Below are 26,936 nucleotides of genomic sequence, written 5' to 3' on the forward strand. Positions count from 1 at the left end.
AGAGCACCCGCTGCTGTCAAAGGATTTATCTACGACATCAGTCGTAATACAGGGAATTTAAGGTCAAGACTTGGTAGCCGGATGGGGTTTGTGGTATTGGTATGACCAATATTGAAAGACGTAAAATGAGACAGCTACCCATGGACATCGGACACATCGCCCCGCGCCGACTCGCAGATACCATCGTGGAACAACTGGAAACCATGATTCTGGAAGGCACCCTGCAGCCGGGGGAGCGGCTGCCTCCGGAACGGGTTCTGGCGGAGCAGTTCGGGGTTTCTCGCCCCTCCCTGCGGGAGGCAGTTCAGAAACTCTCGGCAAAAGGTCTTCTTATAAGCCGCCAGGGCGGTGGAAATTTCGTGACCGAGTCCCTGGGCGGCAGCTTCAGTGACCCGTTGATTCCTTTGCTGGAAAACCGGCCCGAGGCCCAACGGGACCTGCTGGAATTCCGACGGACGCTTGAAGCAGACTGCGCCTACTACGCCGCACTGAGAGCCACCGAGGTGGACAGGGCTCACCTGAAGAACGCTTACGAAGCCCTGCAGGCCTGCTATGCCAACGACACTGACCGGGATCTGGAAGAAGAAGGGGCGGCCGACGCCCGCTTCCATCTGGCCATTGCCGAAGCCAGCCACAACGTGATTCTGCTGCACACCATCCGCAACCTGTTCAACATGCTCAAGAGCAACGTGGTGACCAACATCGGCGGGATGTATCAGAGAGAGGTGGAAACCCGGAAAGGCCTGGTGGACCAGCACCGGATGCTGTTTGAAGCAATCATGGAGGGCCGGGCCGAGGATGCCCGGGAATTGGCCGGCACCCACATCCAGTATGTGCAGAAAGTTCTCTCGGAGCGAAGCGAGAATCACCGGCGACTTGAGCGGTCTCTTCGCCGGGACAAGCTTTCACGGATCTGAATTCAGAGCAGGCGGCGGATCTCTTTCCACAGCCTGCGATAGGCGTCTGCCGCCACCGAGCCGGGTGCCAGCAACTCCACCGGTGTGCCTTCCTCGCCCATTTTCTCAACCACACTGGCGTTCGGGATGATGGTCTTCAGGCCCTTGGGCAGAATCTCATCCTGGGCGTCAATCAGCTCCCGGTGCAGGCCCTTGCGCCGGTCTGCCATGGAATAGAACGGGTGCAGTTTGGAGGGCTTCAGCTTTTTGTCCTTCGAGAACTCCTGCAACTGCTTCCAGCTGTTGAGGGAAAGCCAGGTCGGAATCACCGGCACAAACACCTCATCGGCCGCCTTGAGCACCTGCTCGGAAAGCCTGGACAGTGAGGGCGGGCAGTCGAGAATAACCAGACTGGTTTCTTCCGAAAGTGGCGCCAGCCACTGCCTGATCAGGTTGCTGCCGTCTTCCTGATCCAGCTTTACATCGAGATTACGGAAACTGGTGTGGGAGGGAATGAAGTCCAGATTCGCGTATTCGCTTTCGTGGATAAACTCGGCAATAGGGGTTTTGCCCTTGAGCAGATGAGAAAGCTTGTGCCCCTTCACCTCGTCGGCACCAGCCAGATACCAGCTGGACGCCCCCTGCGGATCAAGATCCCAGAGCAGGGTGGAGTAGCCGGCCTGGCTGGCGAGATAAGCGATATTCACCGCGGCTGCGGTTTTTCCAACGCCGCCCTTGAGACTGTAAAACGCAATGGTCCTCATCCTGCCATGTCCTTTTTTTCAGGCATAAAAAAACCGGGGAAGTCCCCGGTCAAAGCATTCACACGATGCACAACACAATGCATGTCGTCCTGATAAGTTCTCAGAATACGCTTGCCGGGTGACAGTTTGATGACAGCCTTGGTGGCCGTCAGAAAAACCTTGTTTCTTTCCTTACTCCTTTACTTACTCCTGCCCTCGCCCCCCCTTTCACTGGCTCACTTTTTCCCAGACGGACAGCTCAGAAAAGCTGTGCTGGAACTTGTTCCGGGTTTCCCGAATAACAAAAGGCAGGCTCCAGGGCTCAAACAGCAGACGGAAATGGGGCGCCAGCATCTCGGTCAGGCCATCGAACGTAGAGAAGTCCTCACCGTTCTTTTTGAATCCGCCAACCCAATGCTCCTTCGGGGTGTATTCCTCCAGCCAGGTATAAGGCGAGGCAATGACCAGCAAGCCGAGTTCGTTAATTCGCTCGTGGATGGTGGTCAGAAAAAGTGAAGGCTGATACAGGCGGTCAATCAGGTTGCCCGCCAGCACCAGATCGTAACCGGTAAACTCAGGCTTCAGATCACAGGCATCGCCCTGATGGAAAGCCACCCGACTGGCGGCCTCTTCCAACCCCAGGAAGGCCAGCGTCTGCTCCTGGTAGGTCACCAGCTCGCCCTCTTCCGGGCGGGCATAGCGCACCCGTTTTTCCCGGGCCACCTCCTTGCATTTGTCCACGAAGGCGTTGGAAAAATCGATGCCGTCAACGTGCTGAAAATAGCGGGCCAGCTCAAAGCTGGTTCTGCCACAGGCACAACCAATATCCAGTGCGCGTTGCAGCGGCCGGCCACCCATCGCATCCATGGCCGCATCGGCCAGTGCCTTGGGGAAATTGGCCTCGCCGTGCCACCGTTCGCCAAAATGAAACTCCAGATACTGGGCAAGAGTGGTATCGTTTTCATAGAACGCGCTTTGCTGCACGGGGAGCTCTCCTTCGGCTTGTTATCCGCTCAATACGCTCTAGCGTAACAGAAAGTTCTCTATTCCCTGCTCAATGACCAAATCTTCCGACCGATCCTTAAGCGGCACCCCAGAGACCTGCTGGCGACGCGACTCCCGGAGCAGATACACCAGCCGCTGGCTGGCAGCCGAGGCTTTCAGGCCCGCCGGGCGGATGTTGGAGATACAGTTACGGCTGGCATCGGTCAGTCCTGGCCTTGGGCCCCAGGTCAGGTAAAGCCCCAGGCTGTCTGGCGAGCTCAGGCCCGGGCGCTCGCCAATCAGCACCACCACGCACCGGGCGTTGAGCCGGTGGCCGATGTCATCACCGATGGCCACTCTACCTTGAGAGACAACCACGATTGGCGCCAGTTCCCAGTGATTGGCATCAGCGCCCAGTTCATTCATAAGCGCGTCCAGGAACGGCAGGGTGTTCTTTTGCACACCATAGGACGACAAGCCGTCCGCCACCACCAGTGCCAGATCCACCGGAGCGTCACCCGTATGCCCGAGCTCATCAAGACGGTCGCAGGACCTTTGACTGAGCCTGCGCCCCAGGTCCGGGCGCTGAAGATAGGTCATCCGGTCTGTGGCCTGGCTCTCAAGATAAACCGGACCATGCTTCAGAACAGGGCTTTCCAGCGCCGCCAGCTCAGCCATGAGCCGGTCGGTATCCAGATGCAGATGCACCGCATCCCGGGCCTGGGCATGCGCCAGCTGGAATGCCAGCATTTCCCGGGTCGGCAGACTGATGCCCGCCCGGCCCAGGCCAATCCGGGCGTCGGTGCAGGCTGAAAGTCGGCGCCAGGCGTTGTCGGTGACAATCGGAGTACTGTTACTCATCAGGCAGCTCTCCATCAGGCCGTTCGCCTGGCAAATGAGCAAGACTGGCCCGGAAGGCCTCCGGCAAGCCGTCCGCCGGCTCCTTGCCTTCAGTATCCCGGAAAATCTGCATCTTCGTCAGCCACTGCTCGAATTCAGGCGCCGGGCGCTTGTCCAGAACCCGACGCAGGTAGAGCGCATCGTGGAACGAGGTGGTCTGGTAATTCAGCATGATGTCGTCAGAGCCGGGAATGCCCATGATGAAGTTGCAACCGGCCACGCCCAGCAGCGTCAGCAGGTTGTCCATGTCGTTCTGGTCGGCCTCGGCATGATTGGTGTAGCAGATGTCACAACCCATGGGCAGGCCCAGTAGCTTGCCGCAGAAATGATCCTCCAGTCCCGCCCGGGTAATTTCCTTGCCGTCAAACAGGTATTCCGGGCCGATAAAACCCACCACGGTGTTAACCAGCAGAGGATCAAATTTGCGGGCCACAGCATAGGCCCGTGCCTCACAGGTCTGCTGATCAACCCCGTGATGGGCATCGGCCGACAGCGCACTGCCCTGTCCGGTCTCGAAGTACATCACGTTGTTGCCGACGGTGCCTCGTTTGAGGGACAGCGCCGCGTCGCGGGCTTCCGCCAGTGTTGCCAGATTGAAGCCAAAGCTCTCGTTGGTGGCCTCGGTACCGCCAATGGACTGGAACACCAGGTCCACCGGCGCCTTCTGTTCGATGGCCTCCAGAGTATTGGTCACGTGAGTCAGAACGCAGGACTGGGTCGGAATCCCGTATTTGCGGATCACCTCATCCATCAGGTGCAGCAACCGGACGCTCTGGGCAACGTTGTCCGTGGCCGGGTTGATGCCCAGGACAGCATCGCCACTGCCGTAGAGCAAGCCATCAAGAATGCTGGCCGCTATGCCGGTAATGTCATCGGTGGGATGGTTCGGCTGCAGTCGGGTCGACATCCGCCCCGGCAAGCCGATGGTACTGCGAAAAGCGGTCGTTACCCGGCACTTGGCGGCCACCAGAATCAGGTCCTGGTTGCGCATGATCTTGCAGACTGCGGCCGCCATTTCCGGGGTAACCCCGGCCCGGATCCGCGCCAGCATCTCCGGTGTGGCCAGATCACTCAACAGCCAGTTCCGGAAGTCCCCCACGGTGAGATGAGAGATGGGCTCAAACGCCGCCCCATCGTGATCGTCCAGAATCAGGCGGGTAACCTCATCCTGTTCATAGGGAATCAGTGCGTCATTCAGGAAGGTTTTCAGGGGCAGTTCGGCCAGCGCCATCTGTGCCACCACCCGTTCCTCCGCGGTATGCGCCATTATGCCGGCCAGACGGTCGCCCGAGCGCGCCGGTGTTGCCTTTGCCATCAAATCGGCCAGCGTCCTGAATTGCCAGCGCCGATCACCCAGACTGAACCGATACATCATCCTCTCCCTGCGAAACCCTCTACAGCTATCTTAGGTGAATATTACGCAGGCGGTTCAATAGACGCTCTTAGGGCGCCGGATTGATCCCATGGAGGCGCCCGGAAAAAGCATGAACGCATGACCGGCGGCAAATGCTATCGTGGAACCTGAGTGAATGCCCGAAAGCAACACAACAACGGCCAGCACACCATGAGAATTGTCTGCATTTCCGACACCCACAGCATGCACCGCCAGATCGAGGTGCCCGACGGCGATCTGCTGATCCACGCCGGTGATTGCCTGGGCGTAGGCACCCTGGACGAACTTGCGGACCTGGATCGGTGGTTCTCGGAATTGCCTCATCCAAACAAGATTCTGATTGCCGGCAATCACGACTGGTGCTTCCAGGACGAACCGGCCGAAGCCCGGGAACTGGTGCGCCACGCCCATTACCTGCAGGACAGCCCACTGGAGCTTGAGGGGCTCAAGTTCTGGGGCAGCCCCTGGACTCCGGTGTTCTTCAACTGGGCCTTCAATCTGGAGCGGGGCGAGGCTATTGCTGAGCGCTGGGCCCAGATACCCGATGACACCGACGTGCTGATCACCCACGGGCCACCGGCCGGCATTCTGGACAGGATCAGTTCACCGACCGGAACCATTCGCCCAGGCTGTGATGATCTGGCCGAGCGGGTGGCCAGGCTGTCACTGAAGCTACATGTGTTCGGACACATCCACGAGGACCACGGACAGGAACAGATCGGCGACTGCCTGCACGTTAACGCCAGCACTTGCACAGGCAGCTTCAAGCCGGTTAACCCTCCGATTATCGTCGATCTGTAAGTCAAAGCTCGGTTAACCTTGAAACAGGCACTCCTGGGCGCCATGTTTCATTCCTAGGAATTACATTATCACCCCGGGAGCTCCATGCCTGAACGTCCTGAATACTCGCTGCTTGAACTTGCCTCCGTACGCGAAGGCGACTCGGTGGGCACCACACTGGCCAACAGCGTTGCCTACGCCCAAAAGGCAGAGAAGCTGGGATTCAAACGATTCTGGCTGGCCGAGCATCACAACATGGAAGGTATCAGCAGCTCTGCCACCTCGGTTCTGATTGGCCACATCGCGGGGAAAACAGACAGCATCCGGGTCGGCTCTGGCGGTGTCATGTTGCCAAACCACCCACCACTGGTGATTGCCGAACAGTTTGGCACTCTGGAAAGCCTCTACCCGGGACGGATTGATCTTGGATTAGGTCGTGCGCCAGGCACCGATCCGGTAACCGCCCGAGCTCTGAGGCGTGATGGACTGGGCGCGGAACAGTTCCCCGAAGATGTGGCGCGCCTGCAATCGCTGCTTGGCCCCCTGCACCCCGGCCAGCCAGTCAAAGCCATACCCGGTGCCGGCACCAACGTGCCCATCTGGCTACTGGGCTCAAGTCTTTACAGTGCCCAGCTGGCGGCGATGCGCGGCCTGCCTTACGCCTTTGCTGGGCACTTTGCCCCCCGGCTCTACCGGGAGGCCCTGAAGGTCTATCGCGATAACTTTCAACCGTCTGCACAGCTCGACGAGCCTTACGCCATCCTGGCGCTTCCGGCAGTTCCCGCTGACTCGATGGAAGAGGCGCAACACCTGGCGACCACCAGCTACCAGCGCATTCTTGCGCTGTTCAGGGGCCAGCCCCTGTGGATGAAGCCACCGGTGGACTCCATGGACGGTCTGTGGAATGCCGGTGAGAAGGCAAGTGTTAAGGATTTCCTGGCGTTACAACTGCTGGGCGATGCTGAAGCCATCGGGCAACAACTGAATCAGCTCTTGTCGACCGTTGAAGTGGACGAATTAATGTTCACCGTGGACATTTACGACCCTGCGAAGCGCCGTCACGCACTGGATATCCTCGCAAACACCAGGCAAAAGCAAAAATAGCTGCCGGAGCACCAACCCGATGACAAACGCCACAACCCACGTCTTCCTCTCCCATGGCCTGGAAAGCGGGCCGGGTAGCACCAAGATTCAGGCCATGAAAGCCGAGGCCGAGACCTTTCACAATGTTCAGGCCCACGCCATTGATCACCGAGGCACGAAAGACCCGGCAACCCGGTTGGCGCAGATGCGTGAAGCCATGAACCGTAGCGGCGCAACGCCGGCGAACACCATTCTGGCGGGCTCCAGTATGGGTGGCTGGGTGTGTGCCCAGACCAGCTCGGAAACACCGGTGCTTGGCTGCTTTCTCCTGGCGCCCGCACTGGCGATGGCCAAATACCCCCAGTCCAGCCCGGTAATCCGGGCCCGCTACAGCCAGATCATTCATGGCTGGGATGACCATGTGGTTCCGGTTATGCCGGTCCTCAACCTGGCCCGGGAACAGGCACTACCCATCCTGGTTCTGCCCGATGGCCACCGATTGGAGAACAGTGTTGGCCGGGTCGTCATTGAGTTCCATCAATTCCTTAAAAGCTGTCTTTCAGATATGAATAGACCGTGATTTCATGAACTTGCGAAACCGGAAAAACTGCCACCGCTGAAATGATTGTTTTGGCCATTTTCTTGCGAAAACCGCTTTGTTTTGCCAGTCTTTAATAATGTAACAATAAATTTCAGCAAAAAAACAAACGGAGACAACCCGATGAGCAGCATGAGCAAGTTTAAGAAACTGGCTGGATTTTCAGCTTTCGCCTTCGCGGCCATGACCGCAGCAAACTCTGTGAACGCCGCTAACTGGCGGTATGCGCACGAAGAGTATGAAGGTGACGTGCAGGATGTGTTCGCATACGATTTCAAGGAATATATCGAAGACAATTCTGACCACACCGTGCAGGTTTACCGGTTTGGTGAGCTGGGTGAGTCTGACGACATTATGGAGCAGACCCAGGCCGGCATCCTCCAATTCGTGAACCAGTCCCCCGGCTTCACCGGCGCACTGATTCCCGAAGCCCAGATCTTCTTCATTCCCTACCTGATGCCCACCAACATGGATACGGTCATTCAGTTCTTCCGGGAAAGTGATGCGATCAACGAAGCATTTCCGAAGCTGTATGCCCAGAATGGTCTGGAGCTCCTGCAGATGTACCCGGAAGGTGAAATGGTTGTGACAGTCGACGAGCCTGTCACCAAGCCCGAGGATTTCAACAACAAGAAGATCCGGGTCATGACCAACCCACTTCTTTCTGAAACCTATTCCGCCTTCGGTGCAACCCCGACCCCGCTACCCTGGGGTGAAGTATACGGCGCTCTGCAGACCAATATGATCCAGGGTCAGGAAAACCCGATTTTCTGGATCGAGTCCGGCGGACTGTATGAAGTGTCCCCAAACCTGGTATTCACGAGTCATGGCTGGTTCACCACAGCAATGATGGCTAACAAGAACTTCTATGACGGCCTCGCCGACGAGGACAAGAAGCTGGTTCAGGACGCAGCAGATTACGCCTTTGAGAAAATCATTGTGCACATTGACGGCCTCGCCGACGAAGCACTGGCCAAGATCAAGAAAGCCAGTGACGAGGTTACCGTTACCCGTCTGACTGATGAACAGATCGAAGCCTTCAAGGCCCGCGCGCCTCAGGTGGAGAAGAAATTCATCGAAATGACTGGTGAAAGCGGAAAAGAGCTGCTTAACCAGTTCAAGGAAGACCTGAAAGAAGTTCAGAAGGACTGAACCTCAGAGGAACTATTCCCGCCGGCGCATGCCGGCGGGAAGCTGTACTAACCCCGCCCCGCCGGGGATTCCTACCGGCCGGGAGCGACATGCTCTGGAGCAGACCCCATGTCCGAGAATTCCCCGGATCTTGAAGACGACACCGGTTCCTTTGAGTCTGGCCTGCCCGGATTTCTGGGAACCATCGATGTCTTCATCAGTAAACTGGAAGCATTCATGCTCGCCATGGGCGTGATCCTGATGGCTATTAACACCTGCGCTAATGTCATTGCCCGCTTCGTATTTGGTGAAGGGTTTTTCTTCTCCGGTGAGATCAACCGAATACTGATCATTCTGATCACGTTCGCAGGTATAGGCTACGCAGCCCGCCACGGTCGGCATATCCGGATGTCAGCCATCTACGATGCTATTCCCCCAAAAGGCCGAAAAGTACTCATGATCTTCATTGCCCTGGTCACCTCGGTGTTGATGTTTTTCCTGTGCTATCACTCCTACGGCTACATCGAAACTCTTTACAGCCGGGGCAGAATACTGCCGGCGCTTGGGTTTGAAATCTGGTGGATATACATCTGGGCACCGGTAGGCTTTGCCATTACCGGCATTCAGTATTTCCTCACCGCTATCAAGAACTTCACCAGCGAGGATGTTTACCTGTCCACCGGTGTTGTGGATGGCTACGCAGATACCGAGTCCGAGGTCTGACCCTCTGAAGCTGCATTAACAAAGGAAAAAAATCATGGCAACTATAATGATGGTGATCATGATCGGGCTGCTTCTGCTGGGTTTCCCGATGATGGTGCCTTTGATCGCCGGTGCCCTTGTTGGCTTCGTAATGATGTTCGATGGCTTCGGACAGATGGGAACCTTCATTCAGCAGATGATGGCGGGCATTCGCCCCGCATCGCTGATCGCGGTTCCGATGTTTATCCTGGCGGCAGACATCATGACACGCGGCCAGTCCGCTGACCGGCTGATCAACATGGTTATGGCGTTTATCGGCCACGTAAAAGGCGGCCTGGCCATCAGTACAGCCACCTCCTGCACCCTGTTCGGTGCCGTGTCCGGATCAACCCAGGCAACAGTTGTAGCGGTTGGCTCGCCCTTGCGGCCAAAACTGCTCAAAGCGGGTTATTCCGACTCGTTCTCGCTCGCGCTGATCATCAACTCCAGTGACATTGCTTTTCTAATCCCCCCCAGTATTGGCTTCATTATTTACGGGGTTATCTCCGAGACGTCCATTGCCGAACTCTTCATTGCCGGTATTGGCCCCGGACTAATGATTCTGGTCATGTTTTCGATCTATTGCCTGATCTACGCCCACGTCAACAAGCTTCCCACCGAGGAAAAATCCACGTGGCGCCAACGAGGCACAGCCATGCGAGACGCCTTATGGCCACTGTTTTTCCCGGTCATTATTGTCGGCGGCATCTATGGCGGCATTTTTAGCCCCACCGAAGCGGCAGCAGTCTGCGTACTCTATGCCTTCCTGCTCGAGTTCGCGGTGTTCCGGTCGCTCAAGCTGCCGGACATCTACCGCATTGCCAAGTCTACCGGCCTGATTACCGCTGTGGTATTCATCCTGGTTGCGGTGGGCACCGGCTTCTCCTGGATTATTTCCTTTGCCCAGATTCCCCAGGCCATTCTTGATTCGGTCGGGGTCAGCGATATGGGCCCGGTTGGCGTGATGATCACCATCTGCATTGCCTTCTTTATTGCCTGTATGTTCGTTGACCCGATTGTGGTCATTCTCGTTCTGACGCCGATCTTCGCGCCCGCCATTGAAGCCACGGGACTGGATCCGGTGTTGGTCGGTGTGCTTATTACGTTGCAGGTGGCCATCGGGTCGGCCACGCCACCCTTTGGTTGTGACATCTTTACGGCGATTGCCATCTTCAAGCGGCCCTACCTTGAAGTTATCCGGGGCACTCCACCGTTTATCTTTATGCTGGTGGCCGCCGCGGGATTGCTCATCGCCTTCCCCCAGATTGCCCTGTTCCTGCGCGACCTGGCCTTCAGGTGAGTTGATCACCCTGAAGGGTGAATACATAGGAGAGCAACATGTTCAAACGGATTCTGGTTGCCGTCGATGGCTCCATGACGTCGTTCGATGCCCTGACAAAGGCCATAGAGCTGCAGAAACTGACCGACGCCGAGATCTACCTGCTCTGCGTCTACAAGCATCACAGCCTGTTTGAGGCATCGCTATCGATCGGGCGCCCGGAAGGCATGGATATTCCCGATAAAGTGTTGTCAGAATACGCTAAGGGGGTTGTCAATCACGCCAAGGAACTGGCAAAGGAACGCGGTGCGACCCATGTGAGGGGCTTCGTCAAGGCAGGCAAGCCATCAAGAGTTATCATCGAATTTGCCAAGGACAAAGAGGCGGACCTGATTGTAGTTGGCACCCGGGGTACTCACAGCGACAAGGACGGCATGTTCCTCGGCAGTGTATCCCACCGGGTGGCGTCGCACGCCAAATGCCCGGTGCTGGTGGTTTAAAAGCCTACCCGAATACCTCCACGCGATTACGGCCGGCCTTCTTGGCGCGATAAAGCGCCTGGTCGGCCCGATTCAGGATCTGTTCAGGTCTGTCACTGCTGTCGGGCCAGTTAGCAACACCCACGGAGACCGTCAGTACGCCAAGATTCCGGTCCTGGTAGGTGATAGGCTCTTCCCTTACCGCCTCACACAGCTGATTGGCCTTATCTCTGGCAGCGTCTGAAGTCGCACCCGGCATGATCACCACAAACTCTTCGCCGCCGTACCGGCAGACGATATCGCTTTCCCTGAACTGCCTCTGAAGGATGCTTGCTACCCTCTGCAGGGCGCGGTCGCCGGCTTCATGCCCGTGGGTATCGTTGAAGCGCTTGAAATGATCGATATCGACGACCAAAAGCGAAAGGGACAGATCATTGCGCTGGGCCACAGCGCTCTCATGCTCGAACAGCTGATCGAAGTAACGGCGATTCTTGAGTCCGGTCAGTGCATCCTCATAAGAGAATTTCTGAAGCTCCTCCCTCAGGGCAATGCTGGAAAGGGTTATGCCAATTCTCTGTATCGACTGGTCGAGGGCGGAGAACAGCCGGGCTGAGCCGTATTCACTCTCCGCTTTTCCGAAAACACCCTCACCCTCAAGTAACAGGATGCCCTCGGTCACGATACCGGCGCTGGCTGATTCCACATTGATCCAGAAGCACAGGGTTGTACTGTTCCCATCCTCACCCAATCCTCCGGACTCCTGCGACTGTTTCAGCTCCGGCAATATTGAGGGCCTGGGCAGGCCTTTACGGGCATCAAGCACAACCGGCAACGGAGCCGGGCGACCATAACCCCAGACGGCAACCCGGTCGTAGCGTTCGCCGGAACCCCGTTGATAAAAAGCCCCCTGGAGGGGGCTGCAGAGATCAGGAAAAGTCCGGATCAGAAGCGCGAAGGCCTGCTTCAGGCCAGGACAATCCTGCAGCTGGGCAATCACATCACCGAGAATCCGGTTCTTTTCATTCTCGAAGGTCAGCATTCGCACCCTGGCCTGCTCCCGGTGAGCAAGCGCCTCTGCCTTGGCGGTACGTTCAGCCACCTTTTCCTCAAGGGAGACGTTCAACCGCGTCAGGGCCTCCTGGGTGCCCGCATAATGCCAGAGGGATATCAGGACCACTGCCAAAGAGAACAGTAGCATGCCGTAGCTCACAGGTACCCTGCCCCAGGGCAGCACCCCGTGGGCCACCGCCATATCAACAATCAGCAGGGCACAAAAGATTCCAAACGCCAGCAGAAGAACCTGCTGTTCCCTCAACATCCAGCGGATGCGGCGAACAACCACTGCAAAGATGACAACCAGAGACACCAGAAACAGGGCGTCAAACGGAGGGAATGTGGAGGAAAGGTCAAACACGCCAGCCAGAGCACCAAGCAGCGCGCCAACCAGATACACAAGGTGAATCTTCCAGATCAGGTTGATCACCCAGGGCCGATGGTTGGTCAGCCACTGCTCCAGCAACAGTGCCATTGCTACCGGCAGCATGTAATAGGAACCCGCGGCCAGGTAATCCCACATCAATGGCTTATAGGCGATCAAAAGGCTGGCCTGGCTCTCAGAGACCAGCATCAGGGCGGAAGAAAGCGTGAACAACGAGATGCTCGCAAAGGTTCTCTTTTCCGTCTGCAGGAGCGAAAAGATCATCGCAAGAAGGGCTATGAGCGTAGCAAAACCAGCGATAACCAGTGCTTCCAGCGAGTTCTTCAGGATGTACAGCACCAGATCCGGATGGTCCATGATGGAGACTTCCCCCCACAAACCAATATCCGTGTAGTTGGAGAAGATCCGGAAATACACCGGTTTGCCTTCGTAGCCCTGAGGGAGCACGATCTCGTGCCAGGGCCAGCCTTCAAACCGCCCCCTCCCCTGGGAATCGAAGTTTCCGTACTGGTAGATCTGCTCACCGTCGACCCAAACCTGGACGATCAGATCAACACTGAAGATATAAAGCACCGGCTCCTGCCACTCCCCCTCAGGCAAAGTGACCCGGAACCAGACGTTTTCAGCCCCTTTTCGGCCCGGGGGGTTGGAAGGAAAACCGATACGTTGCCACTGGCCTGGTTCATCATTCAGCACCCACTCGGGCACACCCTCCGGGGTAAACGGGGAGTCTCCCCAGCGGTATTCCCAGCCTTCAGTTACGGCCTGTGATGCTGCCACAGCCTGGGAAGGCATTGTGAGAATCAGGAGCAGAACGATGATCAGTCGTGGCAGGCTAAACAGGGGCATCAGGAAGGCAAATCTGCGTTGTTTGGCGGTCAGCCATGATTATAAACTACTCCCTGGAAAATCCAGAGGCCTATATCAGGGCATCCGGCCGGTGCGCTCAAGACGCCTTTCGACCATGCGATGATAGAGCCGGCTTAGCAGCGGTCGAACCAGCGGCAGACTGATCAGCCAGGCCAGGGGTTTGAGTAATGGCGCCCGGGACATTAACAGGGCATATGCGTCCAGCTCACTGTGGACAACACCGTACTGGTCCTCCACATGCAGTTCCTGAAGCGCCGCTTTCGGGTCGATCCCTTTGGCCTTCAACTCCTCATCCCGCCCGGTAATGTCGACCCATTCCACCTGATCCGCGGCACCGCCGGCCAGGCGTTCATACTGACGCCGGTCTCGGCGGCAACTGGGACAGGCGCCGTCATAGAAAACGCGAATGATGTTGCCTGATTCTGTCATTGGGGGCATCACGACCCATTCCGGGTCGGCAAACTCGCCGATGGGCCTGATCTCGACAAACGGCGCTGCGGAGCGAATGATGGCTGCCACTTCCGGATTATGCTGGTTCTCCATGGCGTCCCGCTGTTCTTTACTCTCCCAGGACGCAATCGCAATCAGGGTGTTGGGATCGCCGATCTTGCGGTGCAGCTCGGTGCCCCGGGCACCCGGGGCCTGCTGGATGATTCTACTGGCCCGGACCCAGGCGTCCGCGTATTCCTCGGCGGTGTGGCCTTCCCGGACATGCACTTCAAACATGAACTTCATGGCACCTCCCGGTTGCTCCCTGTCCGACTCGGTCACCCTCTCCCCGCAGAAACAGCAGAGGCCTTAACGTGAAGAACGGCCCATCACAAGTAAAGCGAGGAGTGCCGAGCCAACCATCAACAGCAGCGCCACTGCATTCAGTACGGGTGTCGACCCTTCCCGCAAACGGTTAAACAACGCTACCGTCAGTGGCGTGTCACTTCCGGTCAGCATAACGGTGGTGTTGAAGTTTTCAAAGGACATCAGGAAGGCCATGGCAGCAGCCCCGAAGATGGACGGCAGCAGCCAGGGCAAAGTTACGGTAAACCAGGCCACCAACGGCGTGGCGCCCAGATTCAGGGCTGCCTCTTCAAGCTGGGGATCAAACTTGCGCAAACGGGCGGCAATGACCAGGGTGCTCAGGGTTGCGATAAACGTCACCTGACCCATCACCACCAGGGTCATCCCTGGCCGGAACACATCCAGCTCAATGCCCCAGGCCGCCGAAATATCGTTGGCCATGCCGCTGTAGAACACCAGAATGGAAACCCCCAGGATAACGCCCGGAATCACCAGCGGCAGCAGCATAAGCAGATACAGGAATTCCTTGCCCCGGAAATGCAGCCGCTCGAACAGCACCGCATTTACACACCCCAGAGCCACGCTCACCAGGGTGACCCAGAAAGCAATTTTGGCGCTGACCCAGAGTGCCCTGAGCAGCCCATCATCGTGGAACAGCCCGGTGCGCCCCGCGGAGCCATCAGCGGAATAGGAGCCATCGGCGAAATACCAGTCGAGAGTGAAGCCTTTCCAGGGCAGCGACGGAAAAGGGGCGTCGTTAAAGGCAAAGACGGCCGTCACCAGCAGCGGCAGCGCCAGGTAGACAAAAAACGCCACCAGATACGCCAGGTATAGACCATCGAACAGTCGGGACCGAGGCACGGAACGAATCATCGCATCACCCCATCACCTTGCGCAGGGACTGGCCGGACACTTTCAGGCCCAGCCAGACGATGACCGACGACAGCACCAGCAGCAGGACCCCAAGCGCCGCTCCCTGCTCCCAGTTAAACCGGGTGATGAACTGGGTGAATATCTGCTCTGTGAACCAGGCACTGTCCTTGCCACCCATCAGCACCGGCGTCAGATAGCTTCCGAGGGTAAGCATGAACACCACAATGCAGCCAGAGACAATGCTGGGCATTGCCCAGGGCACCACAATCTCCCGCAACACGGTACCGTGGCCACCGCCCAGATCGTAGCCCGCCTCCACCAGGTTCTCGTCCATGCCATCCAGTGTCGTCACCAGCGGCACCACCATGAACAGCAAGCCGTTGTAGACCAGGCCGATAATCACCGCCACATCGTTGTAAAGCATTTCCACCGGGCCATCCACCCAGCCCAGCGCCTGCAGCCAGGAACTGAACAGCCCGCTTTCACGCAGCAGAATCATCCAGCCGTATGTACGCACCAACTCACTGGCCCAAAATGGGATCAGGCAGGCCATGAACAGAATGCCCTTGGAGCGGCCCCGGGCGAGCCGGGCAATGTACCAGGCAATCGGGAATGCAATAATCAGGGTCAGAAAGGTGGTGAACAGAGACATGACGCCGGTGCGCACGAAGGTCCGCCAGTAATAGGACTCGGTAAAGAAGTTCTGATATTGCTGCAGGCCCCAGGTCAGGGTATCCCAGCTTTCCCGCACCTGGAATGACACCCGCAGCATCTGCAGGTGGGGCAGCAGCACGAGCAACACGATCCACAGCAGAAACGGCGTCAGCAATAACCAGAGTGACAAACGGCTGACAGACGACCTCACGGGTTATCCGCTCCGAAGACTCGGGCCAGCACCGGGTCCCAGGCCAGCCGGATTGCCGAACCGGCTGACAGCTTCGGCGCCGAGCCATCCTGAGGCAGCCGGGCATACACCGGCTGGCCGCCATTCTCCGCCTCCACCCGGCTGTTGGCGCCATCGAACAGGGTAGTGCGCACTTTCGCCTGCATGGCAGAAAAGCCGGTACTCAGGGCATCACCGGAGAGCACCAGCGATTCGGGCCGAATGTACAATTCCGCCCGCCTGCCGGTTTCCAGATCACCGGAGGCCACCCTGCCCTGAACCAGAGAGCCATCGTCCAGGCGTATTTCCGCCAGGTTGTCCCGAATGGCCACCAACTCCCCGGCCAGGCGATTGTTGTCGCCCACAAACCCCGCGACAAAGGGCGTCGCAGGCTCCCGGTAAAGCTCCTCCGGTGGTGCCACCTGGTCGAACCGGCCCTCCCGCATCACCGCCACCTGATCGGACATCACCATGGCTTCGGACTGATCGTGGGTGATGTACACGAAGGTAGTGCCGAATTGTTTCTGAAGATGTTTGAGCTCCACCTTCATCTGCTCACGAAGTTTCAGATCCAGGGCACCGAGAGGTTCATCCAGCAGCAGGAGTGTCGGCTCCAGCACCAGGCAACGGGCCAGGGCCACCCGCTGGCGCTGGCCGCCGGAGAGTTCCTGTGGGTCACGGTATTCAAGCCCCGGCAAACCCACCTGTTCCAGCACCCCGGCAATACGCTTGCGCCTTTCCGCGACGGGCACTTTGCGGCGTTTCAGGCCGTAACCGATGTTGTCACCCACCGACATGGCGGGGAACAGGGCGAGATGCTGGAACACCATGTTTACCGGCCGGCGGTTGGGCGGGACATCGTTCATGCGCTGGCCACGGATGTGGATATCGCCTTCATCGGGTTTGTCGAAGCCCGCCAGCAACCGCAACAAGGTGGTCTTGCCGCAGCCGGAAGGACCCAGAATGGAGAAAAACGTGCCCGCGGGCACGTCCAGGGAGATATGGTCCACCGCGGCATTACTGCCAAAGCGGCGGACCAGACCCTCACAGAAAAGGTCTGAATCCATTGCCATAGTGGTCAGTTCGCGGCCTGGACGGTGTCCAGCACCTGACCTTCCATGGTTTCCAGCCCCGGCGGAACCGGCGGGTACCACTTGATATTGTTGATGGCAGAGTCATCGAAGCTGGCGCGATAGGCATCCCGCAGCTCTGCCTTTACATACTCGTCCGCGCCTTTGGAGGCGGTGAAGTTACCGGATTCGTTAGTAATCTTTGCGGCGATTTCCGGCTGCATCACGAAGTTGATCCACTTGTAAGCGGCCTCTTCGTTTTCGCTACGGCGGGGAATGGCGAAGGTATCGATCCAGCCCAGGGCGCCAGAGTCCGGAGCCACGAAGCGGATCTCGGGGTTCTCGGCATTGAGTTTCCAGCCGCCGGCATCCCAGGCCATGGCCGCAGTCACTTCCCCGGTGCGCAGCAGCGCCAGCAACTGATCACCGCCGGTCCAGTAGGTCTTCACATTGCTCTTGCAGTCGATCAGCTTGTCTTCAACTTTCGCCAGGATGGACTCGTACTCTTCGCGATTGTCGTAAGCCGCAAACGGATCCATGCCCATCGCAAAGGCGAAGCCGATCAGGGTCGGCCGCTTGAGCCGGTAACTCACCTCACCGGCCACGGCCGGATCACACAGGTCGGTGTAATCGGTGACCACATCTGCCACCGAGTTGTGCACGATCAGACCGCTGGTGCCCCAGACTGACGGCACGCCGTAATACTTGCCATCCAGCTCGGTGGAGTCCTGTGTGGCCTTGACCATGGCCGGCTGTAACTGGTCGGCATCAACCCGGCTGAAATCGATGGGCTTGTAGATATTGAACTGGCGCTGCACGCCGACAATGCGGTCCTGGCTTGGCTGCGCCAGATCAAAACCGGCACCGCCCGTGGCCCGCAGTTTGGAGATCATGTCTTCGTTATTGGAGAGCGTCACCTGAACGTCTATCCCGGTTTCTTCCTCAAACTGGGCAACCACATCATCCGGGGCATAGCCACCCCAGGTAATCAGACGCAATTCTTCAGCTGCGGTGGCGTTGGCAAAACCGCCGGTGGCGAGAGTGGCAGACAACAGCACCGCGTGCTTCCGTGTCGAACGAGAGGACCTGGCCATAACGTTTCCTTTTCTCATGGTAAGTTCGAAAGTTTGCTAACCATTTGTTATCAGGAAGTTATAGACCATGTATTGCAGTTTTGTGAAACCCGGAACAAAAAAACGGAGGCTTGGGCCTCCGTTTCACCGTGATCAACCTGGCTCAGTACCGCTCACTGACCGGATTTCAGCATCTCCCAGTATTTGGCGTATACCTGCAAGGCTTCCTCGCCAATGTCGGTCTGGAACTCGGCATTGATCATGTCGGTAGCGGTTGGGTAGCTGGCCCGGTTGTTCGCCACTTCGTCCGGCAAAAGATCGCGCGCTGCCAGATTTGGTGTGGCGTAACCAATTTCCTCACTGATCAGCGCGGAAATTTCAGGCTGCAGAACAAAGCTGATGAACTTGTGCGCCGCTTCGGGGTTCTTCGCGTTCTTCGGAATCACGAAGCTGTCCAGCCAAGCGATGATGCCCTCCTCCGGATAGACGTATTCCAGGCTCGGCATAACCTCCTTGCCCATCACCGCTTCGCCGTTCCAGATCATGCCCACGTCGGTTTCCCCTTCCAGATAGGGCATGCGGGGCGCATCGGAGTTGAAGGTACGAACAGAGGGCATCAGTTCAGACAGCTTCTCGTAGGCGGCCTCGATTTCTTCCGGATCGGTGCTGTTACCGGAATACCCCAGAACCCGCAGACCGACGTGGAATACTTCGCGCATGTCGTTGGTGAGCATCACCCGGCCCTCGAAGCGCTCATCCCACAGGTCTTCCCAGGCGTTTACAGACTCACCGGCAATATCCGCCGTATCCACCGCCAGGCCGGTGGTGCCCCAGAGATAGGGCACGCTGTATTGGTTGTCCGGGTCGATATCCAGATTGGTGAGTTCCGGATCCAGGTTATCGAAGCCCTCAATCTTGCTGCGATCGATGGGCATCAGCAGATCTTCCTGGCGCATCTTGCTGACATAATAAGTCGAAGGTACCGCCAGATCATAGGCCGCACTGTCGTCCAGCAGTTTCAGCTTGGCGTACATGGCTTCATTGCTGTCGTAGGTGGTGTAAACCACCGGGATGCCGGTTTCCTCGGTGAATCGGTCGAGGACTTCCTGGGGCATGTACTCAGACCAGTTGTAGAGGTTGAGAACCTGTGGTTCCTCGGAACTGCAACCCATTAATCCCACCGCCAGCAAGCCGGCCAGTGCCAGTTTCTTCATCGTTTGCTCCTTATCAGAATCCATTGAGACAACATCAGCATAACCAGTGAAAACACCAGCAACAGTGTGCCCAGGGCATTCACCTCAGGTTTCAGGCCCACACGCACCATGGAGTAAATGCGCAGAGGCAGAATTTCATAACCGGGGCCGCTCACAAAGGTACTGACCACCACATCATCGAGGGACAGTGTAAACCCTAGCAGCCAGCCTGCCAGTAATGCAGGCATGATTACGGGAATCAACACCGTGCGGGTCATGGTGAAATCGGAGGCACCGAGATCCCGGGCGGCCTCCGGCAAGCTCTCATCAAAACCGCTCAGCCGGGCCATCACGGTAATCACCACAAAAGGCAGGCAAAAGGTAACGTGAGCCAGTAACAGGGATACATAGCCCAGCTGCAATCCCACCAGCAAAAACAGCGCCAGCAGGGAAATCGCCAGCACAATCTCCGGCGACATCATCACCACAAACAGCATGCCGTTCAGCAATTTTTTGCCTCGAAACCGGTAACGATGCAGGGCAAGGGCTGTGAGCGCCCCGATTACTGTAGAAACCGTGGCCGCCGACAGCGCCAGCCAGAGGGAATTCCACATGGCACCGACCATGGCCCGGTTGTCGAACAGTGACTCATACCAGCGCAGGCCCAGCCCACCCCAGGAATACCCGGTGCGGGATTCATTAAACGAAAACACCACCAGCACCACGATGGGCACGTAGATCAGAATGTAAACCAGAGTCAGATAGATGCGGGGTAACCACCGGCTCATGAGCCGCCCTCCTCACCCAGGCGCCGCTTACTGAGCCGGTGAGCGAACATGAGAAAGGCCATGGTCACGGTCAGAACGATGCTGGCGGCGGCGCCGAAGGGCCAATTACGGGCATCAAGAAACTGGTTCTTGATGACATTGCCCACCAGCAGGTTCCGGGAGCCGCCGAGAATGTCCGGCACAAAGAACAGCCCCATTGCGGGCAACAGCACCAGCATCACACCTGCCAGAACACCAGGCAGGGTGAGCGGCACTATCACGTGAATGAAGGTGGACAACCGGCCTGCGCCCAGATCGTGGGAAGCCAGCAGCAACTCCTGCCGCAGATCCTCGAACACCGAATACAGGGGCAGGATCATGAACGGCAGCAACAGGTACACCAGCCCGATGATCACAGCACCTTCGGTGTAGAGCAACTGCAGCGGTTCATCGATGAGCCCGATGGACATCAGCGCGCTGTTGAGCAAACCGTTGGTGGCGAGAATCAGCTTGAGCGCATAAGTCCTTACCAGGGAATTGGTCCAGAACGGCACGATCAGCAGGAAGATCAGCACCAGCTGCCGCTGCTTTCCGACTTTTGACAATGCCCAGGCAAACGGATACCCGATCAGCAGGCACACCAGCGTGGTCATCGCTGCCATGTAGAGCGAATGCAGGAACACCTCAAGGTACAGCGGGTCGAACAGCTGACGATAGGCATCCAGATTCAGGGGCAGGGACAGAAACGTGGCCGGATCCCGGGTCATTACGCTTGCGCCAACCACGAGGAGGTTGGGAACAAACACCAGGAAAAGAAGCCAGCCCCAGACCAGTATAAGAACTGCGGTTTTGAACGGCTGCTGCATAACACTATGCATCGGCCGGGAATTCCTCTTCTGACTGTTCCGGAGCCACTTCCTCAGGAAGCAGCCATTCCCAACCATCGACCCAGCTCACCTTCACCGGCTCGCCCAGTCGATAATCGAAGGCGGGGTCATCTTCATCGAAGAACTCACTGGCCAGAACCTCGGTGCCGTCGGTCAGGTGAATCACCGAATCCAGGGTACTGCCCTTGTAATTACGCTCGACAATCTTGCCGGCCACGCCGTGTTCATCTGCCGGATCCAGAACACGGATATCTTCCGGGCGCAGCAGAACGTGCAATTTCTGGCCCTCGCGAACCGGGAAATCCGGACGGCGCAGGGTTCGCTTCAGGCCAAACACATCAACGGTGATTGAGCCGTCGTGGACCGAATCCACCGTGCCAGGAAAGAAATTGGTTTCACCCACGAAACGGGCAGTGAACAGGTTTGCCGGTCGCTCGTAGACTTCCCGGGGTGTACCAAGCTGCTGCACCAGACCGTCCTTGAGCACGACGACCCGATCAGACATGGACAGCGCTTCTTCCTGGTCATGGGTGACGAACACAAAGGTGATACCCAGTTCCCGCTGCAAGCGTTTCAGTTCAACCTGCATGGTGCGGCGCAGTTTAAAATCCAGTGCCGAAAGTGGCTCATCCAGCAACAACAGCCGCGGCCGCTTGACCACCGCCCGGGCAATGGCAACCCGCTGCTGCTGGCCACCGGAAAGCTGATGCGGTTTGCGCTGGGCGAAATCCTGCAGCTGAACCATGGCGAGAACATCCTCGACACGCTGGCGAATCTCGCCTTTCGGGCGCTTCTCCATTTTCAGGCCGTAAGCCACGTTGTCGAACACCGACATGTGAGGAAACAGGGCATAATGCTGGAATACGGTATTGAGCGGGCGGTTCTCCGGCGTTGTGTGGGTAAGGTCCTGCCCCGCCAGGGTAATGGACCCTTTATCCGGATGCTCGAAGCCGGCCATCAGACGCAGCAACGTGGTTTTGCCGCAACCGGAAGGCCCCAGCAGAGTTATGAACTCGCCGTCGAGGATCTCCAGATCCAGCCCATCCAGAACGGTTTTGCCACTGAATTGCTTGGAGAGATTGCTCAGGGATAGCAGTGTCTGTTTCATCGGCGCTGCCCAGGGAATGAGCGGCCTATTTTTCCAGAAAGCGACACAAACAGAAAGGGGCGTCGAGGTAATCCGAACCCCGCGCCCCTCTTTTTAGCTTGGCGGCCGTTCAGCTGGCCACCACTGTGTTCAGGCTCTACTCAGCAACGGTGTTGAGATAGGCCTTATCCGAGATGTTGGTCCACTGCCGAACCTGCTGGAGGTAATCGTGCTGGGACTCGATGATTTCCTTCGCAAGCTCATCCTTCGCGGCGGCCTCGGCCAGCAACTTTTCAGTCGTCTTGCGGAGGGCGTCAATGACTTCCGGCGGGAAGGTCTTGTGGGTCACGTCCGGGTAATTCTCCTTCATGCGATCCCAGGCCACGCCGCTTTCGTGGGTGCTCTGGATATACATGTCATACGCGGCGGTGCGCATGGCAACTCGCAGGATCTCCTGCAAATCTTTCGGAAGCTTGTCCCAGGACGCCTGGTTAATCAGGAACTGCACTTCCGCACCCGGCTCCTGCCAGCCCGAGTAGTAGTACTTGGCGATCTGGTGGAAGCCCATCTGGAAATCCAGGGCCGGACCAACCCACTCCACTGCATCGATGGTGCCACGCTCAAGCGAGCTGTAAAGTTCTCCCGGCGGAATGTTGGTTACCGCCACACCCAGCTCGGACATCACCTCGCCAGCGAACCCCGGGGTGCGCATCTTCAGGCCTTTCAGATCTTCCAGTGATTTAATTTCCTCACGGAACCAGCCGCCCATCTGGTTACCGGTGTTTCCGCCCGGAAACGACATCAGGCCGTAGGGCCCGTAGACTTTTTGCATAAGCTCCATGCCGCCACCGTGGTAGAACCAGGCGTACATCTCAGGCGCAATCAACCCAAACGGGATGGTGGTGAAGTACATGGCATTGGGGATAGTGCCCTTATAATAATAGGACGCGGTATGCCCCATGTCGTACTGGCCGTTGCGCACCAGGTCGAAAATTCCGAAAGGCGCCTTGTGCTTGTTTGAGGGATCGATGCGGATTTGCAGGCGGCCATCCGACATGGTTTCAGCCATGTCCGCCATGTGCTGAACAGTCTCTCCCAGAATTGGAGAGTTGGGGCCCCAGGTTTGCGCAAGGCGCAAAGTAAAGTTTTCCTCGGCAACCGAGGACACGCTGAAGACGGTGGCTGCGGCAGCGACGGCCGCAAGCAGTGTTTTCCGGATTGTCATTGTATTGGCTTCCGTTATTGTTGGTATGAAAACAGGTATTTCTGTTACGCGTCCATCATAGCTTGCTCAGGGTGTTCCGCCAAACAGCGAAGCCGCCAATCAGCGAAATACCGTGAGCAGATATCAGACCTTGAACTGCCCGACCAGCTCACGAAGGCTCTCGCCCAGGCGTGCCAGTTCGTGGCTCGCTTCATTGGTCTGGGTCACGCCAGTATCGCTGCGCTGTGCGGCATCCACAATCCGGACCACGTTCTGATTGATTTCTTCCGCGACCTGGCTCTGTTGCTCAGACGCCGTGGCAATCTGGGTGACCTGATCGTGGATCTGACCGACAGAGGTCTCGATCGTTTTCAGTGCATCAGTAGCGTGGTTGATCCTTTCCACGGTCTCGCTTGAACGCTTCCGTGACTTGTTCATGCGCTCAACTGATGCCTTCGATTCCGTTACGAAACCATCAATCATCTCGCGGATCTGGTCGGCAGATTCGGCACTGCGCTTGGCAAGCTGGCGAACTTCGTCAGCAACCACCGAGAAACCACGGCCATGCTCACCAGCCCGGGCGGCCTCAATAGCGGCGTTCAGAGCCAGCAGGTTGGTCTGCTCGGTGACGGCGTGAATAACATCCAGAACCTGCTGGATATCGTCAGATTTTTCTGCAAGCGCATCAATGCTCTTCGCGGTATCGTGAATCTCTTCCGACAGCTGATTTACCGCACCCTGGGCGCTACTGATGGTTTCACCACCTTCCCGGGCCATACGGTCCGCGTCTGACGCTGCACTCTCGACCTCGTTGGCATTGCCGGAGATCTGCTGAATAGTCGCCGCCATTTCATTGATGGCAGAAGCAATCTGATCTGTCTCCGAGCCCTGTTCCTGCACCGATGCCCGGGTTTCATTCGCCACACGGCTCAGCTCTTCGGCAGCCGAGGCAACCTGATCGGTAGTAGCGCCCACTTCCCGCATGGTGTTCTGGATCTTGACCACAAAGGCATTGAACCGTCGGCCCAGCTCGGCCAGCTCATCCTTGCCCTCATCCGGCAGGCGCTGGCGCAGATCACCTTCGCCGTCGGCAATTTCCTGCATCATGTTGCTGACACTCTTCAGCGGCACGGTAACGGTGCGGCCAACGAAGACACCGATGATCAGTGAGATCAGCACAACCACGACCGTGACCAGCAGAATGAAACCCAGGGTTGCGGACATGCCCGCCTCAATCTCCTGCCGAGCCGCTGCCACCTCCCGCTCGATATCCGTGATGTAAACGCCGGCACCGATCATCCAGTCCCAATCCGGAATAAGGGTGGAATAGGACATCTTGGGCTCTTCATTGCCGGAGGCCGGGTTCATCCAGTCATAACCGTAAAAACCGTCGTCGTCGGCGGCATCAAACAGATCGCCCACCAGCCGTTTCAGTGTCGGGTTATTGGTCGGGCCCTCCTTGGAGGGGTCCGGCGCATAGGCCAGGTTGTAAACATCGCGGGTGTAGGCAAACACGTAATTGGTTTTGTCGAACCGGATTGAACGCAGGCGAGCCGCAGCCGCCTCTTTGGCTTCCTCTTCATTCAAGGACGGATCGTTCTTGGCTTCCAGAACGACCGCTTTGGCGGCATCGATCATGTTCTGAAGGCCAGCCTTCCGGGCCTCCAGAAGACTGCTCTCGAGCCGCTTCAGCTCCTCTTCGCCGTTTTCCTGAATCTGTTGTGCGGTGATCCAGGCCAGGGTGGCCGCCGTAATCAGTACTGGTACTAATACCGCTACCAGCAAACGCGTTCGTATTGTCAGGTGACTCAGAAATTTCATCGTGCCCACTCCCAGGGATTTTTTCTTGGGGCGAATTATCCACAGACCCTTCAGGCAGATCTGTTCCAGTTTGTTAAGACAGGTTGCAGGAACTCTTGGCGCCGCCCCCGTTGCCATGATTAAACTGCTACTCGCAAAGTATTTTCAGGTGAGTAAGGTATCGGCAGTAACCTGAATGTCTTGAGGAACTCTTAGACTAAAGAACCACTACGAAGGTAGGCCAATGAAGCACCTGTTTCTTGTACGCCATGCCAAGTCCAGCTGGGCCGACGAGGGACTTTCTGACCGGGATCGCCCGCTCAATGCCCGAGGTGAAAGCCAGCTCGCACCGTTGAGTAAAGCACTGCGATCTTCCAGCGCCTTCGACGGCGAGATAGTCAGCAGCGACGCCGCGCGGGCCCTGGCCACACTGGACGGTGTGCTGCCCGACGACATCCCGCCAGAACGACGCCACACCCACAGCGAGCTCTACACCTTCGACTACCAACGCTTGCTCTCCTGGCTGCAACACCGGGATGAGGAATCGCGAATCATGCTCGTCGGGCATAACCCCGCCTTATTGGAACTAGCCCAGTGGCTGCTGGAACAACCGCCAGAGCAGTTGCCCACCGCGAGCGTTATACACATTCGTTTACCGATCGAACGCTGGCACCAGCTTGACCGCGGCAAAGGCAAACTCGTGGCCCTGCTGACGCCGCCGGACTTCAGCTACGCCCATTTCTCACGGAAGTTGAAAAAGAAAGCCACAACGAAGGGTGACGACCCGGCGAAAGACATTCCCGCCGCACTCCACCACCAGTTAAAACGCCTGAGACAGCTGGAACCGGGTGTCATTCTGGGCCTGGATGACGAATTCCTGCATCAATACCGCATTGCCATTCGCCGTAGCCGGGCCATCGCCGAATCGGTTCAGGAAGTGACCGGCGACAAGGCACTGGCGAAAGCCGTCAAGATCCTGAAGCGCCACGCCAACGCCACCGGGCCGTTAAGAGATTTGCATGTCTTCCTGCAGGACCTGCCGGGACTTTGCGGCGACAACCGTGAAATGCAGGTTGCCTTGCAGGTCTGGTTCGAGGGAGAAGCCGCCGGCAAACACAAAAAACTGGTGAAGCGCCTGGGCAGCAAGCGTTACAACGACAGCATGGACCACTGGCGCAATCTGATCGACTCCCGTAAGTTCCACAAACTGGCAGGAACACTCAGCCCCGAAGACATCCAAAAGGCCGTGGAGCGTCGTATCAAAGAGTTCAACAGGCACACCGCTGAGCTGATGCACACCTCGCCGGATGAAGACATCCACCGTCTGCGCAAGCAGCTCAAACGCATCCGCTACCTGATGGAACTGGATGCGAAAACCTGGAAAAGCGGCCTGAAAACCGTAAAGGCACGACAACAACTCTATGGCCGCTTCCAGGACCTGCACGTTCAGATTGAACTGCTTGCACAATTCCAGAAAGCAGCACCGGAGGTTCTTCCGGCTGCGCTGGCCGGCATGCGGCAAACCCTGGAAGATCGCAAAGCGGACGCCCGAAAACAGATTCTGGCCCTTGGAGGACTCGATGGAGCCCCGTTATGACACCCTGTTTTACGACGGACAATGCCCACTCTGTGCCAGGGAGATCCGCACCCTGCGCAAACTCCAGCGCGGCAACCTGATTTTCGCCGATATCCACGAACAACGCGATGGCAGCACCAACCTCCCCAGCCACGAAGCCCTGCTCAGGCGGCTGCACATGATGACCTGGACCGGCGAATGGGTGACCGGCCTGCCCGCCAATGTTCGCGCCTGGTCTCATACCCCCTTCGGTTTTCTGTTCAGACCCCTGCTCTGGCCCGGCATCTTCCAGGTTGCCTCGCGGATTTACGGACGCTGGGCAGACAGGCGCTATGAGCGCAAATACACCTGTGATGTGTGCAGCGCGACGGCCACTTCGGATTCTGCAGGGCACATCGTCCGGGAGCCTTAAT

At 57.6% G+C, this 26,936-nt stretch carries 26 protein-coding genes and 1 pseudogene; 10 read left to right on the forward strand and 17 right to left on the reverse strand.

Features of this window, described 5'->3' with window-relative positions:
• The first annotated feature begins 140 nt into the window (after positions 1–140).
• Positions 141–917, forward strand: coding sequence for a GntR family transcriptional regulator (locus CLH62_RS09350; RefSeq protein WP_099617897.1), 777 nt, complete (start codon positions 141–143; stop codon positions 915–917).
• A 2-nt stretch (positions 918–919) separates the two neighbouring features.
• On the opposite strand, the gene CLH62_RS09355 is transcribed toward CLH62_RS09350, so the two are convergent.
• From CLH62_RS09355 to CLH62_RS09370, 4 genes are all read right to left on the reverse strand, one after another.
• Complete coding sequence (locus tag CLH62_RS09355) at positions 920–1,660, reverse strand: ParA family protein (RefSeq protein WP_099617898.1); 741 nt, start codon at positions 1,658–1,660, stop codon at positions 920–922.
• A 207-nt stretch (positions 1,661–1,867) separates the two neighbouring features.
• A complete protein-coding gene (locus CLH62_RS09360) occupies positions 1,868–2,623 on the reverse strand; it encodes a putative 4-mercaptohistidine N1-methyltransferase (protein WP_099617899.1) in 756 nt (251 codons plus the stop codon).
• A gap of 39 nt (positions 2,624–2,662) precedes the next feature.
• Positions 2,663–3,484: an ethanolamine ammonia-lyase subunit EutC gene (gene eutC, locus CLH62_RS09365; protein ID WP_099618821.1), complete on the reverse strand. Its 822-nt coding sequence runs from the start codon at positions 3,482–3,484 to the stop codon at positions 2,663–2,665.
• Entirely contained in the window at positions 3,477–4,898 is a 1,422-nt protein-coding gene (locus CLH62_RS09370; protein ID WP_228152816.1) for an ethanolamine ammonia-lyase subunit EutB, read from the reverse strand. The genes eutC and CLH62_RS09370 overlap by 8 nt, the downstream gene beginning before the upstream one ends.
• A 189-nt stretch (positions 4,899–5,087) precedes the next feature.
• Here CLH62_RS09370 and CLH62_RS09375 point away from each other — a divergent pair, with 189 nt between their 5' ends.
• The 7 genes from CLH62_RS09375 (at position 5,088) to CLH62_RS09405 (ending at position 11,028) form a co-directional block, all read left to right on the forward strand.
• Entirely contained in the window at positions 5,088–5,717 is a 630-nt protein-coding gene (locus tag CLH62_RS09375; protein WP_099618822.1) for a metallophosphatase domain-containing protein, read from the forward strand.
• Between the two features lie 84 nt (positions 5,718–5,801).
• Positions 5,802–6,800 (forward strand): LLM class flavin-dependent oxidoreductase, encoded by a 999-nt coding sequence (locus CLH62_RS09380; protein WP_099617901.1) that lies wholly within the window; start codon positions 5,802–5,804, stop codon positions 6,798–6,800.
• Positions 6,801–6,819: 19 nt separating this feature from the next.
• Positions 6,820–7,359, forward strand: coding sequence for a YqiA/YcfP family alpha/beta fold hydrolase (locus CLH62_RS09385; RefSeq protein ID WP_099617902.1), 540 nt, complete (start codon positions 6,820–6,822; stop codon positions 7,357–7,359).
• Positions 7,360–7,500: 141 nt separating this feature from the next.
• Positions 7,501–8,529 (forward strand): TRAP transporter substrate-binding protein, encoded by a 1,029-nt coding sequence (locus CLH62_RS09390; RefSeq protein ID WP_099617903.1) that lies wholly within the window; start codon positions 7,501–7,503, stop codon positions 8,527–8,529.
• 108 nt (positions 8,530–8,637) lie between these two features.
• On the forward strand, positions 8,638–9,231 hold the full coding sequence (locus CLH62_RS09395) for a TRAP transporter small permease (RefSeq protein WP_099617904.1): 594 nt from the start codon (positions 8,638–8,640) through the stop codon (positions 9,229–9,231).
• Between the two features lie 34 nt (positions 9,232–9,265).
• The gene (locus tag CLH62_RS09400; protein WP_099617905.1) at positions 9,266–10,549 is read left to right on the forward strand and encodes a TRAP transporter large permease; all 1,284 of its coding nucleotides are present in this window, start codon (positions 9,266–9,268) and stop codon (positions 10,547–10,549) included.
• A gap of 38 nt (positions 10,550–10,587) precedes the next feature.
• A complete protein-coding gene (locus CLH62_RS09405) occupies positions 10,588–11,028 on the forward strand; it encodes a universal stress protein (protein ID WP_099617906.1) in 441 nt (146 codons plus the stop codon).
• 4 nt (positions 11,029–11,032) lie between these two features.
• Here the strand turns inward: CLH62_RS09405 and CLH62_RS09410 are convergent, their stop codons facing one another.
• The 13 genes and pseudogenes from CLH62_RS09410 to CLH62_RS09465 form a co-directional block, all read right to left on the reverse strand.
• Positions 11,033–13,294 carry a sensor domain-containing diguanylate cyclase gene (locus CLH62_RS09410; protein ID WP_099617907.1) on the reverse strand — a complete coding sequence of 754 codons (2,262 nt, stop codon included), beginning with the start codon at positions 13,292–13,294 and terminating at the stop codon, positions 11,033–11,035.
• A 75-nt stretch (positions 13,295–13,369) separates the two neighbouring features.
• On the reverse strand, positions 13,370–13,753 hold the full coding sequence (locus CLH62_RS21230; RefSeq protein WP_322868564.1) for a thiol-disulfide oxidoreductase DCC family protein: 384 nt from the start codon (positions 13,751–13,753) through the stop codon (positions 13,370–13,372).
• A pseudogene (locus tag CLH62_RS21235) lies at positions 13,745–14,050 on the reverse strand (antibiotic biosynthesis monooxygenase family protein); the annotation flags it as partial. The gene CLH62_RS21230 and the pseudogene CLH62_RS21235, both read right to left, overlap by 9 nt.
• A gap of 63 nt (positions 14,051–14,113) precedes the next feature.
• Positions 14,114–14,983 (reverse strand): ABC transporter permease, encoded by an 870-nt coding sequence (locus CLH62_RS09420; protein ID WP_099617909.1) that lies wholly within the window; start codon positions 14,981–14,983, stop codon positions 14,114–14,116.
• A gap of 4 nt (positions 14,984–14,987) precedes the next feature.
• Complete coding sequence (locus CLH62_RS09425) at positions 14,988–15,848, reverse strand: ABC transporter permease (RefSeq protein WP_099617910.1); 861 nt, start codon at positions 15,846–15,848, stop codon at positions 14,988–14,990.
• Positions 15,845–16,939 carry an ABC transporter ATP-binding protein gene (locus CLH62_RS09430; RefSeq protein ID WP_099617911.1) on the reverse strand — a complete coding sequence of 365 codons (1,095 nt, stop codon included), beginning with the start codon at positions 16,937–16,939 and terminating at the stop codon, positions 15,845–15,847. The genes CLH62_RS09425 and CLH62_RS09430 overlap by 4 nt, the downstream gene beginning before the upstream one ends.
• 5 nt (positions 16,940–16,944) lie before the next feature.
• Positions 16,945–18,030 (reverse strand): extracellular solute-binding protein, encoded by a 1,086-nt coding sequence (locus tag CLH62_RS09435; protein ID WP_099617912.1) that lies wholly within the window; start codon positions 18,028–18,030, stop codon positions 16,945–16,947.
• Between the two features lie 152 nt (positions 18,031–18,182).
• Entirely contained in the window at positions 18,183–19,223 is a 1,041-nt protein-coding gene (locus CLH62_RS09440) for an extracellular solute-binding protein (protein ID WP_099617913.1), read from the reverse strand.
• Positions 19,220–19,990: a spermidine/putrescine ABC transporter permease PotC gene (potC, locus tag CLH62_RS09445; RefSeq protein ID WP_099617914.1), complete on the reverse strand. Its 771-nt coding sequence runs from the start codon at positions 19,988–19,990 to the stop codon at positions 19,220–19,222. Before potC ends, CLH62_RS09440 begins: the two co-directional genes overlap by 4 nt.
• A complete protein-coding gene (potB, locus tag CLH62_RS09450; protein WP_099617915.1) occupies positions 19,987–20,847 on the reverse strand; it encodes a spermidine/putrescine ABC transporter permease PotB in 861 nt (286 codons plus the stop codon). Before potB ends, potC begins: the two co-directional genes overlap by 4 nt.
• Positions 20,840–21,964, reverse strand: a complete 1,125-nt coding sequence (gene potA, locus CLH62_RS09455; protein WP_099617916.1) for a spermidine/putrescine ABC transporter ATP-binding protein PotA — start codon at positions 21,962–21,964, stop codon at positions 20,840–20,842. Before potA ends, potB begins: the two co-directional genes overlap by 8 nt.
• 136 nt (positions 21,965–22,100) lie before the next feature.
• A complete protein-coding gene (locus CLH62_RS09460; RefSeq protein WP_211285719.1) occupies positions 22,101–23,168 on the reverse strand; it encodes a TRAP transporter substrate-binding protein in 1,068 nt (355 codons plus the stop codon).
• 123 nt (positions 23,169–23,291) lie between these two features.
• On the reverse strand, positions 23,292–24,968 hold the full coding sequence (locus CLH62_RS09465) for a methyl-accepting chemotaxis protein (RefSeq protein WP_099618824.1): 1,677 nt from the start codon (positions 24,966–24,968) through the stop codon (positions 23,292–23,294).
• A 223-nt stretch (positions 24,969–25,191) separates the two neighbouring features.
• Between CLH62_RS09465 and CLH62_RS09470 the strand changes: the two genes are divergently transcribed.
• Positions 25,192–26,544, forward strand: coding sequence for a CHAD domain-containing protein (locus tag CLH62_RS09470; RefSeq protein WP_099617917.1), 1,353 nt, complete (start codon positions 25,192–25,194; stop codon positions 26,542–26,544).
• Positions 26,528–26,935 carry a thiol-disulfide oxidoreductase DCC family protein gene (locus tag CLH62_RS09475; RefSeq protein ID WP_099617918.1) on the forward strand — a complete coding sequence of 136 codons (408 nt, stop codon included), beginning with the start codon at positions 26,528–26,530 and terminating at the stop codon, positions 26,933–26,935. Before CLH62_RS09470 ends, CLH62_RS09475 begins: the two co-directional genes overlap by 17 nt.
• The last annotated feature ends 1 nt before the right edge of the window (position 26,936 follow it).

The organism is Marinobacter guineae (genome assembly GCF_002744735.1).
GTDB lineage: Bacteria > Pseudomonadota > Gammaproteobacteria > Pseudomonadales > Oleiphilaceae > Marinobacter > Marinobacter guineae.